This window comes from Pseudomonas sp. R3.Fl (assembly GCF_023516765.1).
In the GTDB taxonomy this organism is placed as follows: Bacteria; Pseudomonadota; Gammaproteobacteria; order Pseudomonadales; family Pseudomonadaceae; genus Pseudomonas; species Pseudomonas citronellolis.
Window position 1 is genome coordinate 1948361 of the sequence record NZ_JAMGSO010000001.1, and the last position, 14261, is coordinate 1962621.

14 protein-coding genes are annotated in these 14261 nt (G+C 69.1%); 4 read left to right on the forward strand and 10 right to left on the reverse strand.

Annotated elements, in window-relative coordinates:
* Positions 1–29 precede the first annotated feature (29 nt).
* The 3 genes from tsaB to ppc all read right to left on the reverse strand — a co-directional run bounded on the left by tsaB (position 30) and on the right by ppc (position 4236).
* On the reverse strand, positions 30–704 hold the full coding sequence (gene tsaB, locus M8R19_RS08280) for a tRNA (adenosine(37)-N6)-threonylcarbamoyltransferase complex dimerization subunit type 1 TsaB (RefSeq protein ID WP_249917541.1): 675 nt from the start codon (positions 702–704) through the stop codon (positions 30–32).
* Positions 705–791: 87 nt separating this feature from the next.
* Positions 792–1439, reverse strand: coding sequence for an adenylate kinase (gene adk, locus M8R19_RS08285; RefSeq protein WP_043271261.1), 648 nt, complete (start codon positions 1437–1439; stop codon positions 792–794).
* A 160-nt stretch (positions 1440–1599) separates the two neighbouring features.
* Positions 1600–4236 (reverse strand): phosphoenolpyruvate carboxylase, encoded by a 2637-nt coding sequence (gene ppc, locus M8R19_RS08290; protein ID WP_116422989.1) that lies wholly within the window; start codon positions 4234–4236, stop codon positions 1600–1602.
* A 194-nt stretch (positions 4237–4430) separates the two neighbouring features.
* On the opposite strand from ppc, the gene M8R19_RS08295 reads away from it, so the two are divergent.
* Positions 4431–4778, forward strand: coding sequence for a hypothetical protein (locus tag M8R19_RS08295; protein WP_009616546.1), 348 nt, complete (start codon positions 4431–4433; stop codon positions 4776–4778).
* Between the two features lie 116 nt (positions 4779–4894).
* On the opposite strand, the gene cadR is transcribed toward M8R19_RS08295, so the two are convergent.
* Complete coding sequence (gene cadR / locus M8R19_RS08300) at positions 4895–5362, reverse strand: Cd(II)/Pb(II)-responsive transcriptional regulator (RefSeq protein ID WP_074985207.1); 468 nt, start codon at positions 5360–5362, stop codon at positions 4895–4897.
* Between the two features lie 85 nt (positions 5363–5447).
* Between cadR and M8R19_RS08305 the strand changes: the two genes are divergently transcribed.
* The 3 genes from M8R19_RS08305 (at position 5448) to lptF (ending at position 9131) form a co-directional block, all read left to right on the forward strand.
* Positions 5448–7712 (forward strand): heavy metal translocating P-type ATPase, encoded by a 2265-nt coding sequence (locus M8R19_RS08305; protein ID WP_116422988.1) that lies wholly within the window; start codon positions 5448–5450, stop codon positions 7710–7712.
* Positions 7713–7895: 183 nt separating this feature from the next.
* Positions 7896–8297, forward strand: a complete 402-nt coding sequence (locus tag M8R19_RS08310) for a DUF4398 domain-containing protein (protein WP_116422987.1) — start codon at positions 7896–7898, stop codon at positions 8295–8297.
* Between the two features lie 45 nt (positions 8298–8342).
* On the forward strand, positions 8343–9131 hold the full coding sequence (gene lptF, locus M8R19_RS08315; RefSeq protein ID WP_249917542.1) for a lipotoxin F family OmpA-related lipoprotein LptF: 789 nt from the start codon (positions 8343–8345) through the stop codon (positions 9129–9131).
* A 490-nt stretch (positions 9132–9621) separates the two neighbouring features.
* Here lptF and M8R19_RS08320 read toward each other — a convergent pair whose 3' ends face one another.
* The 6 genes from M8R19_RS08320 to M8R19_RS08345 all read right to left on the reverse strand — a co-directional run bounded on the left by M8R19_RS08320 (position 9622) and on the right by M8R19_RS08345 (position 14185).
* On the reverse strand, positions 9622–10140 hold the full coding sequence (locus tag M8R19_RS08320; RefSeq protein ID WP_249917543.1) for an O-acetyl-ADP-ribose deacetylase: 519 nt from the start codon (positions 10138–10140) through the stop codon (positions 9622–9624).
* Between the two features lie 46 nt (positions 10141–10186).
* Complete coding sequence (locus M8R19_RS08325; protein ID WP_116422984.1) at positions 10187–10519, reverse strand: PA3694 family proteiin; 333 nt, start codon at positions 10517–10519, stop codon at positions 10187–10189.
* Positions 10516–11436: an alpha/beta hydrolase gene (locus M8R19_RS08330; protein ID WP_249917544.1), complete on the reverse strand. Its 921-nt coding sequence runs from the start codon at positions 11434–11436 to the stop codon at positions 10516–10518. Before M8R19_RS08330 ends, M8R19_RS08325 begins: the two co-directional genes overlap by 4 nt.
* Before the next feature lie 116 nt (positions 11437–11552).
* A complete protein-coding gene (locus M8R19_RS08335) occupies positions 11553–12857 on the reverse strand; it encodes a flavohemoglobin expression-modulating QEGLA motif protein (RefSeq protein WP_009616535.1) in 1305 nt (434 codons plus the stop codon).
* On the reverse strand, positions 12854–13417 hold the full coding sequence (locus M8R19_RS08340) for a hypothetical protein (RefSeq protein ID WP_058073166.1): 564 nt from the start codon (positions 13415–13417) through the stop codon (positions 12854–12856). Before M8R19_RS08340 ends, M8R19_RS08335 begins: the two co-directional genes overlap by 4 nt.
* A gap of 54 nt (positions 13418–13471) precedes the next feature.
* The gene (locus tag M8R19_RS08345) at positions 13472–14185 is read right to left on the reverse strand and encodes a TetR/AcrR family transcriptional regulator (protein ID WP_249917545.1); all 714 of its coding nucleotides are present in this window, start codon (positions 14183–14185) and stop codon (positions 13472–13474) included.
* Between the last annotated feature and the right edge of the window lie 76 nt (positions 14186–14261).

Below are 14261 nucleotides of genomic sequence, written 5' to 3' on the forward strand. Positions count from 1 at the left end.
CGAGCGCTCCAGGGCTTGGCAATCGCCGGTCAGCCGGCCTTGGGCGTGGCCACGTTGTCGCGCAGGTAGACCGGCTGCGCCTGGTCCGCCGGCACGGCATCGCCGCGTTCCCAGGCAAACAGCGCCAGGTCCAGCAGGTCTTCGGCGTTGGGCAGCAGGCTGGCGTCCTCGGCCCGCACTTTCACCGCCAGGCGCTCACGGTAGCCCCAGCCGGTGCCGGCGCCGAACCAGTCGCCCTCGGCATCGCGCGGCAGCGCCACGCTTTCCGGCGGCAGCACCGCCTCGGCGCCGGCCAGGCGCATCTCGCCCTGCTCCAGGCGGTAGCAACCCCAGTAGACCTCGTCCATGCGCGCGTCGATGGCGGCCGCCACCTGGCTGGCGCCGTGCTCGCGGTGGGCGCGCTGGGCCAGCACGGCGAGGTCGGAGATCGGCAGCACCGGCTTGTCCAGGGCGAAGGCCAGGCCCTGCACCACGCCGATGGCGATGCGCACGCCGGTGAAGGCGCCGGGGCCGCGGCCGAAGGCGATGGCGTCCACCGCGGCCAGGGCGATGCCGGCCTCGTCGAGCAGCTCCTGCACCATCGGCAGCAGGCGCTTGGCGTGCAGCCGCGGGATCACCTCGTGGCGGCTGAAACGCCGGCCGTCGTGCAGCAGGGCGACGGAGCAGGCTTCGGTGGAGGTGTCCAGGGCCAGCAGGGTGGGCATCGGGGTTTTCCGGCAAGCTGAAAAAGGGCGGGCATTATAAACGCCAAAGGCCCGCAAGCGGGCCTCTGGTGCAGGTCGGGCGGCGACTCAGCTGAGCGCGGCCAGGACCTTGGCGGTGATCTGGTCCACCGAGCCGACGCCTTCGACGCGGCTGTACTTCGGGGTGCCTTCGACGGCGGCCAGCTTCTGGTAGAAGTCGACCAGCGGCTTGGTCTGGGTGTGGTAGACCGACAGGCGGTGACGCACGGTCTCTTCGCGGTCGTCGTCACGCTGGATCAGGTCTTCGCCGGTGACGTCGTCCTTGCCGGCGACTTTCGGCGGGTTGTGCTCGACGTGGTACACGCGGCCGGAAGCCGGGTGCACGCGGCGGCCAGCCATGCGGCTGACGATCTCTTCGTCGTCGACGGCGATCTCGACCACGTGGTCGATGCTCACGCCGGCTTCCTTCATGGCCTCGGCCTGGGGAATGGTGCGCGGGAAACCGTCGAACAGGAAGCCGTTGGCGCAATCGGGCTGGGCGATGCGCTCCTTGACCAGGTTGATGATCAGGTCATCCGAAACCAGGCCGCCGGCATCCATCACGCTCTTGGCCTGCAGGCCCAGCTCGGTGCCGGCCTTGACCGCTGCGCGCAGCATGTCCCCGGTGGAGATCTGCGGAATGCTGAACTTCTCGGTGATGAAGCGGGCCTGAGTACCTTTGCCGGCACCGGGCGCCCCGAGCAGAATCACACGCATCGATATGCTCCTTAGTCTTGTTGAAAGCGAAATCCCGGATCTGCCTTATGGGGCCTATCTGAACATGCTTGAAATGGCGCAGGAATACGCCGAAAGGCTGATCAAGATACACAGCGCACCCTGAGCGCACAAGCCACCGGAAAGTCGTGGCCGGGGCCGCTCAACCGGTGTTGCGCAGCCCCGCGGCGATGCCCGCCACCGTCACCAGCAGGGCCTGTTCCAGACCGCCGCAGGCCTCGCCTTCGCAGCGTCTGGAACGGGCCAGCAGCTCCGCCTGGAGCAGGTGCAGCGGGTCCAGGTAGATGTTGCGCACGGCGATCGATTCGCGGGTTTCGGTGGCCTGCGCCAGCAGGCGCTGCTGGCCGGTCAGGCCGAGCACCACGCGCAGCGCCTGCGACAATAGGTCGCGTAAATGCGCACCTAATGGTCGCAGTTCCGATTGCACCAGACGTTCGTCGTAGAGTTGGGCGATTTCGCCGTCGGCCTTGGCCAGGACCATCTCCAGCATGTCGATGCGCGCGCGGAAGAACGGCCACTGCTCGCGCATGCGCTGCAGCAGGGCGCCCTCGCCGCGGTCGATGGCATTGAACAGCGCGGTCTCCCAGCCCAGCCAGGCCGGCAGCATCAGCCGCGTCTGCGTCCAGGCGAAGATCCACGGGATGGCCCGCAGGCTCTCGATGCCGCCCTGGCGGCGCTTGGCCGGGCGGCTGCCCAGGGGCAGGCGGCCGAGTTCCTGTTCCGGCGTGGCCTCGCGGAAGTAGTCGACGAACTGCGACGTCTCGCGCACCACCTGGCGGTAGGCGGCCAGGGAATCGGCGGCCAGGCGCTGCATTTCATCGCGCCAGGCCGGCTCCGGCGCCGGTGGCGGCAGCAGCGTGGCCTCCAGCACCGCGGCCAGGTAGAGGTCGAGGTTCTGCCGGGCGATGCCGGGCAGGCCGAACTTGAAGCGGATCATCTCGCCCTGTTCGGTGGTGCGGAAGCGCCCGGCCACCGAGCCCGGCGGCTGCGAGAGGATGGCCGCGTGGGCCGGGCCGCCGCCGCGCCCGACGGTGCCGCCGCGGCCGTGGAACAGCAGCAGCTCGACGCCGTGGGCGCGGCAGATGTCCACCAGCGCTTCCTGGGCGCGGTACTGCGCCCAGGCCGCGGCCAGGGTGCCGGCGTCCTTGGCCGAGTCGGAGTAGCCGATCATCACTTCCTGCGGCCCGGCCAGGGCTTCGCGGTAGGCGTCCAGGCCGAGCAGGCGGTCGATGCAGGGGCCCGCGTTGTCCAGGTCGTCGAGGGTTTCGAAGAGTGGCACCACGCGCAACGGCCGGCGCAACCCGCATTCCTTGAGCAGCAGTTGCACCGCCAGCACGTCGGACGGCTGGCCGGCCATGGAGATGACGTAGGAGCCCAGCGAGGCCGCCGGCGCGGCAGCCGCCACGCGGCAGGTGGCCAGGACTTCGGCGGTGTCGGCGCTGGCCTGGTAGTCCGCCGGCAGCAGCGGGCGATGGTTGCCCAGCTCCTCCAGGAGGAATTCCTGGCGCACCGCCTCATCCCAATCCTGGTAGCGGCCCAGGCCCAGGTACTCGGTGATTTCGCTCAGGGCGGCGGTGTGGCGGCCGGAGTCCTGGCGGATGTCCAGGCGCGTCAGGAACAGGCCGAAGGTGGCGGCGCGGCGCAGGCTGTCGAGCAGCGCGCCGTCGGCGATCACGCCCATGCCGCAGGCGTGCAGCGAGCGGTGGCACAACTCCAGCGGCGCCAGCAGCTCGCGGTTGTCCTGCAGCACCGCCTCGGGTGCAACCTCGCCTTCGTTCAGCGCGCGCTGGGCCCAGGCCCGTGTGGCGCGCAGGCGTTCGCGCAGTTGCTTGAGCAGGGCGCGGTAGGGTTCGGCCACCTCGCCGGTTTCCGCCAGCAGCTCCTCGCTGGCCTGCTGCATGGACAGGTCGGCGGCCAGGCTGTCGACGTCGCGCAAGTAGAGGTCGGCGGCCATCCAGCGCGCCAGCAGCAGCACCTCACGGGTGACGGTGGCGGTGACGTTGGGGTTGCCGTCGCGGTCGCCGCCCATCCAGGAGGCGAAGCGGATGGGCGCGGCTTCCAGCGGCAGGCGCTGGCCGGTGCAGCTTTGCAGGGTTTCGTCGACGTGGCGGAGGAAGTCGGGCACGGCATGCCAGAGCGAATGCTCGATCACCGCGAAGCCCCACTTGGCCTCGTCCACCGGCGTTGGCCGGGTGCGGCGGATCTCGTCGGTGTGCCAGGCTTCGGCCACCAGCCGGCGCAGGCGCGTGTCCACCTGCTCGCGCTCCTCGGGGAGCAGGTCGGTGTGATCCTTGGCCGCCAGTTGCGCGGCCATGGCGTCGTATTTCTGGATCAGGGTGCGCCGCGCCACTTCGGTGGGGTGCGCGGTGAGCACCAGTTCGATGTCCAGCTGCGCCACCTGGCGCGCCAGTTCCGCCGGCTCCACCCCGGCCTTGCGCAGGCGTCCCAGCAGTTCGCCGAGCACGCGCTGCTCGAAGGGCTGCGGCTCCTTCGGCCCGCGGCGGCGGATGCGGTGGTACTGCTCGGCGATGTTGGCCAGGTTGAGGAACTGGTTGAAGGCCCGCGCCACCGGCAGCAGCTCGTCCTCGCCCAGGCCGTCGAGGGCCGCCGCCAGCTGCCGCGCGCCTTCGGCCGAACCGCGCCGCGCCGCCTTGGCGCCCTGGCGGATCAGCTCGACCTTGTCGAGGAAGGCCTGGCCGTACTGGCTGCGGATGGTCTGCCCGAGCAGTTCGCCCAGCAGGTGCACGTCCTCGCGCAGGCGCGCGTCGATATCCGCCATGGGGGTTCTCCGTGTCTGGATTCTCTTACAGTGCCGCCTGGCGACACTCACTGACAAGCGTGCGACGAACGCCCGCGATCCTGCTCCGACAGCGTCTAGGCTAGATGTGATCCCGAAGGATTCGGGAAATTCTTCCCGGCGGCTCCAAAAGGGCCGTCTTCCCCGCCGGCCACGAGCCGGCCCATGAGGTGAACATGAAGATCCGCGATCTGGTACGCCATTGGGAACAGAACGCCAGGGGGCGCATGACCAGCCACAGCTACAGCATCCCGCTGGACGTGGAAACCGCCGCGCGCCTGGCCGCGCTGCACGACATGTACCCCAAGCGCAGCGTCGAGGAACTGCTCGGCGAACTGGTCGGCTCGGCCCTGGAGGAACTGGAGGCGAGCTTCCCCTACGTGAAGGGGCAGAAAGTGGTGGCGCTGGACGAACAGGGCGACCCGCTCTACGAGGACGTCGGCCCTACCCCGCGCTTCCTGCAGCTGTCGCGCAAGTACCTGCATGAGCTGACGGGGCACAAGGAAGAGCCGAGCCATTCCTGACTGCTGTAGGAGCGGGCCCTGCCCGCGATTTCGCGCGCAGGGCGCGCTCCTACAGGGGTATGACGTGGCTGTCGCGGACGGAGCCCTACGGCGAGCAGAGCATCTGCCGCGTTCTCTCAATGCCGGCCATGCACCCCGGGCACGTGCAGGTGCCCGGCCTCGGCACAGGCCTCCGGCACCGCCGAAGGCTCCGCGGGCAGTTGCAGTTCACGGAGGATGCCGCAGTCCTCGCTGTTGCCGCTGCCGCTGCAGCGGGCGCGCAGGTCCTGCAGTTGCTGGCGCAGCGACTGCAGTTCGGCGATGCGCACTTCCACGTGGTGCAGGTGTTCGTCGATCAGCCGGTTGGCGGTGCCGCAGTCGGACTCGGGGCGGTCGCGCAGGCCGAGGAGGATGCGGATTTCCTCCTGGGTCATGTCCAGCGAGCGGCAGTGGCGGATGAACGACAGCCGCTCGACGTGGGCGTTGTCGTATTGCCGGTAGTTGCCGCCGGTACGCGCCGGCTCCGGCAGCAGGCCCTCGCGCTCGTAGTAGCGGATGGTCTCCACCGGGCAGCCGGTCAGTTTCGCCAGTTCACCGATCTTCATCGCCCTTCCCTCCCGGAACCGCTTGACTCTGTAGTTGCTACAGGGTGTGCAATCGCAAGCATACCGTCAAATGGGAAACGACCTGATGACCGACGCCAACAGCCGCCAGCCTGGATGCGGGCCCTGCTGCCACGACCACGCCCCCGCCGCCGTGCATCGCCATGAACACGACCATGGGCATGACCACCACCACGAGCGCCCACGCCACGCCGAACCGGCGCTGGGCGCCGCCGCGGCCGCCGCCACCGGCGAGTTGCGCTGGAGCAGCCTGCGCATCGAGGCCATGGACTGCCCCACCGAGGAGCGCCTGCTGCGCGACGCCCTGGGCAAGCTGCCGGCGGTGGAGCAGCTGGAATTCAACCTGATGCAGCGCCTGCTCAAGGTGCAGCACCGCTTCGACAGCCTGGAGCCGCTGCAGAAGCTGGTCGCCTCCCTGGGCATGGAGGCCGAGGCCGTGGAAGACGGCCAGCCGCTCGCCAGCGCGCCGGGCAGGCACAAGCCCTGGTGGCCGCTGGCCCTGGCCGGGGTGCTGGCGCTGGCCGCGGAAGTCTGCGAGTGGTTCGCCCTCGGCCCGCAGTGGCTGGTGGCAGCCCTGGCCGTGGCGGCCATCCTCGGCGCCGGACTGCCGACCTACCGCAAGGGCTGGATCGCCCTGAAGAACCGCGACCTGAACATCAACGCGCTGATGAGCATCGCCGTGACCGGCGCCATGCTCATCGGCCAGTGGCCGGAAGCGGCCATGGTCGCGGTGCTGTTCGCCATCGCCGAGCTGATCGAGGCGCGCTCCCTGGAACGTGCGCGCAGCGCTATCCGCGGCCTGCTGCAGTTGGCCCCGGAACAGGCCACGGTGCTGCGCGACGGGCAATGGCAGGACGTGCCGGCCAAGTCGGTGGCCGTGGGCGAGCGCGTGCGCGTGCGCCCCGGAGAACGCATCGCCCTCGACGGCGAGGTGGTCGACGGCCGCTCCAGCGTCAACCAGGCGCCCATCACCGGCGAGAGCCTGCCGGTGGAAAAGCAGGCCGGTGAACCCCTGTTCGCCGGCAGCATCAACGGCGAGGGCGCGCTGGAGTATGCGGTGAGCCGCGGCGCCGACGACAGCACCCTGGCGCGGATCATCCACGCCGTAGAGGAAGCCCAGGGCTCGCGGGCGCCGACGCAGCGCTTCGTCGATCAGTTCGCGCGCATCTACACGCCGGTGGTGATCCTCATCGCCATCGCCACCGCGCTCATCCCGCCACTGGCCTTCGGCGGCGCCTGGCTCGACTGGGTGTACCGCGCCCTGGTGCTGCTGGTGATCGCCTGCCCCTGCGCGCTGGTGATCTCCACCCCGGTGACCATCGTCAGCGGCCTGTCGGCGGCGGCGCGCACCGGCATCCTGATCAAGGGCGGGGTGTTCCTCGAACTGGGCCGCCAACTGCAATGGCTGGCCCTGGACAAGACCGGCACCATCACCGAAGGCCGTCCGACGCAGACCGACTTCCACGGCCTGCGCGGCGACGAGGCGCGTGCCCGGCTGCTGGCCGCGAGCCTGGCGGCACGTTCCGACCACCCGGTGTCCCAGGCCGTGGCCCGCGCCGCCGAGGCCGATGGGCTGGCGCTGTATGGCGTCGACGCACTGGAGGCCATCCCCGGCCGCGGCGTGAAGGGCGTGGTCGATGGCCACCTGCACCACCTGGGCAACCATCGCCTGGTGGAGGAGCTGGGGCTGTGCTCGGCGGCGCTGGAAGCACGCCTCGACGCCCTGGAGCAACAGGGCAAGACCGTCATCGTGCTGCTCGACGACGAAGGCCCGCTGGCGCTGTTCGCCGTGGCCGACGCGGTCAAGCAGACCAGCCGCGAGGCCCTCGTCGAGCTGCACGGCCTGGGCGTGAAGACACTGATGCTGACTGGCGACAACCCGCACACCGCGGCCGCCATCGCCGCCCAGGTGGGCATCGACCAGGCCCGCGGCAACCTGTTGCCCGAGGACAAGCTGCGCGAGGTCGAGCAGCACCAGGCCGGCGGCGCGCGGGTGGGTATGGTCGGCGACGGCATCAACGACGCCCCGGCCCTGGCCCGCGCCGACATCGGCTTCGCCATGGGCGCGGCGGGCACCGACACGGCCATCGAGACCGCCGGCGTGGCGCTGATGGACGACGATCTGCGCAAGCTGCCGCAGTTCATCCGCCTGTCGCGCCGCACCCACGCCGTGCTGGTGCAGAACATCAGCCTGGCGCTGGGCATCAAGGCTGTGTTCCTGGCCCTAACCCTGGCTGGCCTGGGCACCCTGTGGATGGCCGTGTTCGCCGACATGGGCGCCAGCCTGCTGGTGGTGTTCAACGGCCTGCGCCTGCTCCGCCTGCGCTTCTGAAAGCCGCGTCGCAGACATGGCCGCCCCGCCGGGCGGCCATTTTTTTTGAACCCTCGGACAAGTCCTCAAGTCCCCAGTAATACCTGGCCGCAACGGGACAACGCCGCAGCGCAGGGCTGCGAACGGCCGGGCCGGGCACCGCCCGCTGAGCATCCGCGTTCCCCAGACGAGAGGACTCGAACAATGGAACTGAAAACACCCCAACCCCGCCTCGCCTTCCTGCGCACGGGCCTGCTGGCCGGCCTCGGCGCCCTGGCCCTGGCCGGCTGCGCCGGCAACCCGCCGAGCGAACAGATGGCGGTCACCGAATCGGCGGTGAACGCCGCGGTCAGCGCCGGCGGCCCGCAGTACGCGCCGCTGGAGATGAAGACCGCCCAGGACAAGCTCGGCCAGGCGCGCATCGCCCTCAACGACAAGGAATACGAGCAGGCCAGGCGCCTGGCCCAGCAGGCCGAGTGGGACGCCCGCGTGGCCGAGCGCAAGTCGCAGGCGGTCAAGGCGCAGAACGCCGTCAAGGACGCCCAGCAGGGCGTGATGGAAATCCGCGAGGAAGGGCTGCAGAAGCTCCAGCAGCCACAGCAGTAGGCGCCCTTCCCCATTCCCCCCTCCGGATCATTAAGGACGACAGCCATGCGTAAACTCATCGCCCTCCCCGCCCTCCCCGCCCTCTCCAGCCTGGCGCTGCTGCTGGCCGCCTGCGCCCACGAGCCCAACACCAACCTGGAGAAGGCCCGCAGCGACTACTCCGCCCTGCAGGCGCAACCCCAGGCCACCCAGCTCGCGGCCCTGGAAACCAAGGACGCCGGCGACTGGCTGGCCAAGGCCGACAAGGCCTACCGCGACGGCGAGAAGCAGCAGGACGTGGACCAGTTGGCCTACCTCACGCAGCAACGCATCAACCTGGCCAACCAGACCATCGCCCTGAAGAGCGCCGAAGGGCAGCTGCAGAACGCCTCGGCGCAGCGCACCCAGGCCCGCCTGGACGTGCGCACCCAGCAGCTCAAGGAGCTTCAGGCGAAGCAGACCCAGCGCGGCACCCTGGTGACCTTCGGCGACGTGCTCTTCGACCTCGACCGCGCCGACCTCAAGCCCGAGGCCAGCCACAACATCCAGCAGTTGGCCAGCTACCTGCAGCAGAACCCCGAGCGCAAGGTGCTGGTCGAGGGCTACACCGACAGCAGCGGCTCGGCCGGCTACAACCAGGGCCTGTCCGAACGCCGCGCCGATTCGGTGCGCATGGCCCTGCTGGCCCAGGGCGTGGACCCGGCGCGGGTGACCACCCGCGGCTACGGCAAGGACTACCCGGTGGCGAGCAACGCCAGCTCCTCCGGCCGCGCGCAGAACCGCCGGGTGGAGGTGACCATCTCCAACGACGCCAAGCCGGTGGTGCCGCGGTCGTCGGTGGATAGCGATTACTGACGCGGCTATCCATATAGGAGCGCGCCCTGCGCGCGATTTCGCGGGCAGGGCCCGCTCCTACAGGTTACTTAGCCGGAACCACCGGCGCGCTTCGCGGATGAGATCCTAGGTTCCAGGATGCACGGCTTTTCGTAGGATGGCGTTGAGCGAAGCGATACCCATCACCACGGCAGCATGGGTATCGCAAGCTCAACCCATCCTACGAAGAGCACCTCGGCGCAAGACAGTTGCTCCTACGCCGCCCCACCCGCACCCTTCCCATGTAGGAGCGCGCCCTGCGCGCGATTTCGCGGGCAGGGCCCGCTCCTACAGGTTACTGTGCGGCACATATCCCACCGTAGGAGCGGACCTTGTCCGCGATAGCCGGAACCACCGGCGCGTTTCGCGGATGAGATCCGCTCCTACGCCGCCCCACCCGCACCATTCCCATGTAGGACGATTTCGCGGGCAGGGCCCACTCCTACGAAGAGCACCTCGGCGCAGTCGGCGCCTACGCGCCACCCCGCAACAGGCGCCGGTAGAGTTCGGCCATATCTTCGGCGAAAGGCACCAGCAACAGACGTTGCAGGCTGCTGCCGGCGGGCCGCAGGCGGCGCAGTTCGGCGATGGCGATGCTGGCTGCCGCTTCCAGGGGATAGCCGTAGATGCCGCAGCTGATCGCCGGGAAAGCTATTCCCTCCAGCTCATGCTGTTCCGCCAGCGCCAGGCTGTTGCGGTAGCAGGCGGCGAGCAGGTCCGGCTCGCCGTGGCCGCCGCCGCGCCAGACCGGGCCTACCGTGTGGATGACGTGGGCGGCGGGCAGGCGGAAGCCAGGGGTGATCTTGGCCTCGCCGGTCCTGCAGCCGCCCAGGTTGCGGCAGTGGTTCGCCAGTTCCGGGCCGGCGGCGCGGTGGATGGCGCCGTCCACGCCCCCGCTGCCGAGCAGCGAGCTGTTGGCGGCGTTGACGATGGCGTCGATGCGCAGGGTGGTGATGTCGCCTTGCCAGACGTGGATCTCGGGGTTGCTCATGGTCGCGCCCTCCAGGTTGCTCCCAGCCTAGCCCCGAAGCATGCCGTCAGCGGACTTCCTGCGGGGTTTCCTCGCCGGCGCAGCGCACGGCGTGCTTCTTGTTGTCCACCAGCACGCCGGAGAGGCCCTTCTGGGTGGTGTCGAACAGCACCAGCACGCCGTCGATGCATTGCGCGATCTGGTTGGCCGGCTCCAGCGAGAGCTTCACGTCCTGCCCGGGGATGCTCTTGAGCATGGTGAACTCGGCCAGCAGCAGGGCGTCCTGCTCCTTGGCGAAGTGCAGGTAGCCGTAGAACCAGAGCGTGCCGACACTGACGATGATGCTGCCGATGGCGGTGAGGATGTACGGGATCATGTTGCGGTCGGTGCTGGTGGTCATGGCTTGCCCTGGGACTGGCTGGCCGGCTCGGCCGGCGGATCGGTGTTGGGGACTTCGGCCAGGCGGCGCAGGCCGCTGAAGTGCTGCGGGTCGTCGAGGAAGCGCAGCATCACTTCGCGCCAGGTCGGTTCGCCGAAGGTTTCCACGTGCCCGCCGCGGGTCAGCTGGAAGACTTTCGGCGGCCGCGCCGCCTTGTACAGGCTCAGGCCGTTGTCCAGGGGCACGATGGTATCGTCGATGCTGTGAAAGAACAGCACGGGTGCGCCAGAAAGTCGCGGCATGGCGCGGATCGCGCTGTCGCCATCGGGCACGAACCAGGACAGCGGAATCTGCAGCGGCCAGGTCAGCCAGGCATTGCCCAGGGTGTAGCGGGCCACCTCGCGGTAGCTGGCGGGCACGCCGTCGAGCACCACGGCCTTGAGCTGTTTCACCCGCTCGGGATGCTGCGCCAGGTAATGCACGCCCATGGCGCCGCCCAGGCTCTGGCCGAGCAGGATCAGCGGCTTGCCCTGGGCTTCCGGGGCCTTGTCCAGCCAGGCGAAGGCCGCGTCTATGTCCTGGTACACCGCCGGCAGGCTGGGCTCGCCCTGGGAATGGCCATAGCCGCGGTAGTCGAGCATCAGCACCTGGTAACCCTGTTCCGGCAGCCAGAAGGTGCCGCCCAGGTGCCAGGCCATGTTGCCGCCGTTGCCGTGCAGGTGCAGCACCGTGCCCTTGACCGGCACCCCGGGCTTGGCCGGCAGCCACCAGCCGGCGAGCTTGACGCCGTCGGCGGTGGTGAGGGTGACGTCGCGGTAATTCAGCTTGGCCCGCGCCGGGGTGATGGCCACGTCGGGGCTGGGGTAGAACAGCAGCGAGCTGCAGCCGCCGAGCAGAAGCAGCAGGGACAGCGCAGCGGCCTTGAAGCGGTGGGTCATGGTCGGGTCATCCTTGGTACGGCTCTTCGTAGGAGCGAGCTTGCTCGCGAATGGGCCCCGCTGCGGAGTCGGTTCGCGAGCAAGCTCGCTCCTACGAAGAGCATTTCGGCGCGGTCCTAGAGGATATTCGCGTAGTCCGCCTCGATGCGGTCCAGGCTCAGGTGGTTGAGGAAGTTGGAGAAGCACATCCAGGCCGACAGCGCGTTGAGGTCGCGGAACTGCGGCGGCAGGTACTTCGGCGGCACCACCAGGCCCTCGTCCACCAGTTGGCGCAGGGTGCGCATGTCTTCCAGGGTGGCCTTGCCGCAGAACAGCAGCGGAATCTGCTCCAGCTTGCCCTTGCGCACGGCAAGCTGGATGTAGTTGTAGATGAGGATGAAGCCCTTCAGGTACGACAGGTCCTTGGTGAACGGCAGCCCGCCGGGCGTGGAGCCGCGGAACACCCGGCTGGCGTTCTGGTAGCTGCTTTCCTGGCTGTAGCCCTGCTCGCGGTAGAAGCCGAACACCTCGAGGAAGTCCGCGCCCTCCTCCGCCATGTGGATGGCGCGGGTGCGGTTGGTCAGCTTGCGCAGGCGCGTGGGGTAGGAGGCGAAGGCGATCACCTCCATGAGGATGGCCAGGCCTTCCTGGGTCACGGTGGAGGACGGCGGGCCCTTGGCCAGGAAGGTGCAGATCGGCTGGTTCTGCCCGTTCAGGGTGGTGCCCACGTGCACCAGGCCCTCGTGGACTTCCAGGGCGCGCACGTCGCGCTCGTTGAACATCGCGTCGGCGCGCACCTTGATGTAGTCGGCGCCGGCCGCGGCGTCGGCGACTATGCCGTCGGACTCGAACACGCGGATAGTGTCCTCGGCCTCGCCGAAGGTCTTGTTCAGGCGCTCCTGCAGCATGGCCACCGCTTCCTTGGCGGTGAGCGTCTTGGGTTCGTCCTTGAGGTCGCCGCGGTCGGCGATGTTGTTCAGATAGTCCGAGAGCATCAGGCCGAGGTCGGCCAGGGTCGGGTCACCGGCGTGGAAGGCGTCGGAGGCCGAGCCGTAGAGTTCCTGGGAGATCAGCCCGAAGTCCTGGGTGCCGCGCGCCTCCAGCATGCGGATGACCATGCGGTACTCGCGGCACATGCGCCGCATGATCTGCCCCACCGGGTTGAACTGGCCGAGCTGGCGGGTGATGTCGCGCTCCAGGTTCTGGAATTCCTGCTTCTTGGCGTTGCCGTCGAAGGCCAGCGGGCGGCCGTCGTAGTAGCCGCGGTCGACCTTGGGCGCATGCTTGCCGCGGCCCTTGAGGAAGTCCGCGCGCACGCTGTCGTCCCACTTGATGGCGTCGAGCACGCGGATCGGCGTCTGCGCCTCCACCAGGCGGTCGGACAGGCCGCGGATGATCTGCTGGTACTCGCTGGGCGTGCTTTTCTTGCGCCGCGGGTTCATGGGCGTTCTCCCGGAGTCACTCGCTGGAAGCGTAGCGCTTCGCTGAAGACTTCGGCGTTGGCGGGCTCGTCCAGGTAGGCCAGGACGTCGCCCAGGGGGCTGGCCACCAGGGCGCCGGCGCCCTGCTCGCTGTCCACCTTCTGGCCCTGCAGGGTGCCCTTGGCCATGGCCTGGAGGATCTGCTCGACGTCCAGCGAGTAGACCACCAGCTCGTCCTTGTCGGTGATCTCGAAGCCGGCCAGCACGTAGTTGCCGCCCTGGCTCTTGGGCAGTTCGGCGGACAGGTACCAGCGCTGGCCGTGGTGGACCACGGTGAAGGGCAGGTCCTCGGCGCTGTCGGTGTTGCCGCTGTCGTCGTAGTAGCTGAAGGCGCGGTACAGGCCCTCGCCGGTGCGGCTGATCTCGAGGAACTGTTCCTCGCCGTATTCGTCGATCCGCGACCACTGGCCGAGCAACTGCTTGGGCGCGGCCTCCTTCGCCGGGATCGGCTCCTTGAAGGTCACCAGGCAGCCGCCGAGCAGGAAGATGCTCAACAGCAGCAAGGCGCGCCAGGCTTTCATCGAAGTCTCCTCAGGGGCCGCGGGCGGCACGCCATATGGGGTCGTCGGCGGGCTTCAGAGGCCCAGCACCAGGTACAGGTAGCGGGTCAGGATGGCGCGCATTTCCACGGTGTCCAGGTGCTCCACGCCATCCAGCAGGCCCTGATACTCCATCTGCAGGATGATGGCCGTCAACACCTTGGCGTCCTGTTCCGGCTGCTGCGAGCCGAGCACCTCGAAGAAGTGCACCACGCCCAGGGAGAGGATGCGCCTGTGGCTCTGCGCCAGCTGTTCCAGGCGCGGGTTGAGCAGCGCCTCCTGGCGGAAGGCCTGCTCGGCCAGCAGGTGCTCGCGGCGCTCGGTGAGCTGCACGCGCACGTACTGGATGGCCAGTTCGGCGATGCGGTCGGCCAGTTCGCGGCGCGCCGGCGGGCTGCCGGTGAGGCCGGCGGCCATGGCCTGCAGGTCGCCCTCGACGCTGGCCCAGAAGGCTGACAAATCCTCGGCGCTGCGTTCGACGAAGAGCGCGAAGGTGTCGGTGATGAGGTCGTCGATGTCCTTGAAGTAGTAGGTGGTGGCCGATAAGGGCACGTCCGCCTCGGCCGCCACCGCCCGATGCCGCACGGCCCGCACGCCCTCGCGGACGATGATGCGCATGGCCGCGTCGAGGATAGCCTGGCGGCGCTGCTCGCTGCCCTGGCGGGCGGCCTTGCGGCCCTGGTACTGGACACTCTCGGCCACCGCACTGGCGGCCTGGGCAGCGCTGTCTCTGGAAACTGCTCGGGGCACGGTCTTTCCTCCGCTCGCGGGCGATGGCGCATTGTTCGGGCTTTTGCTTGGGGAATCAATTGGTGGCAAAGGCCGC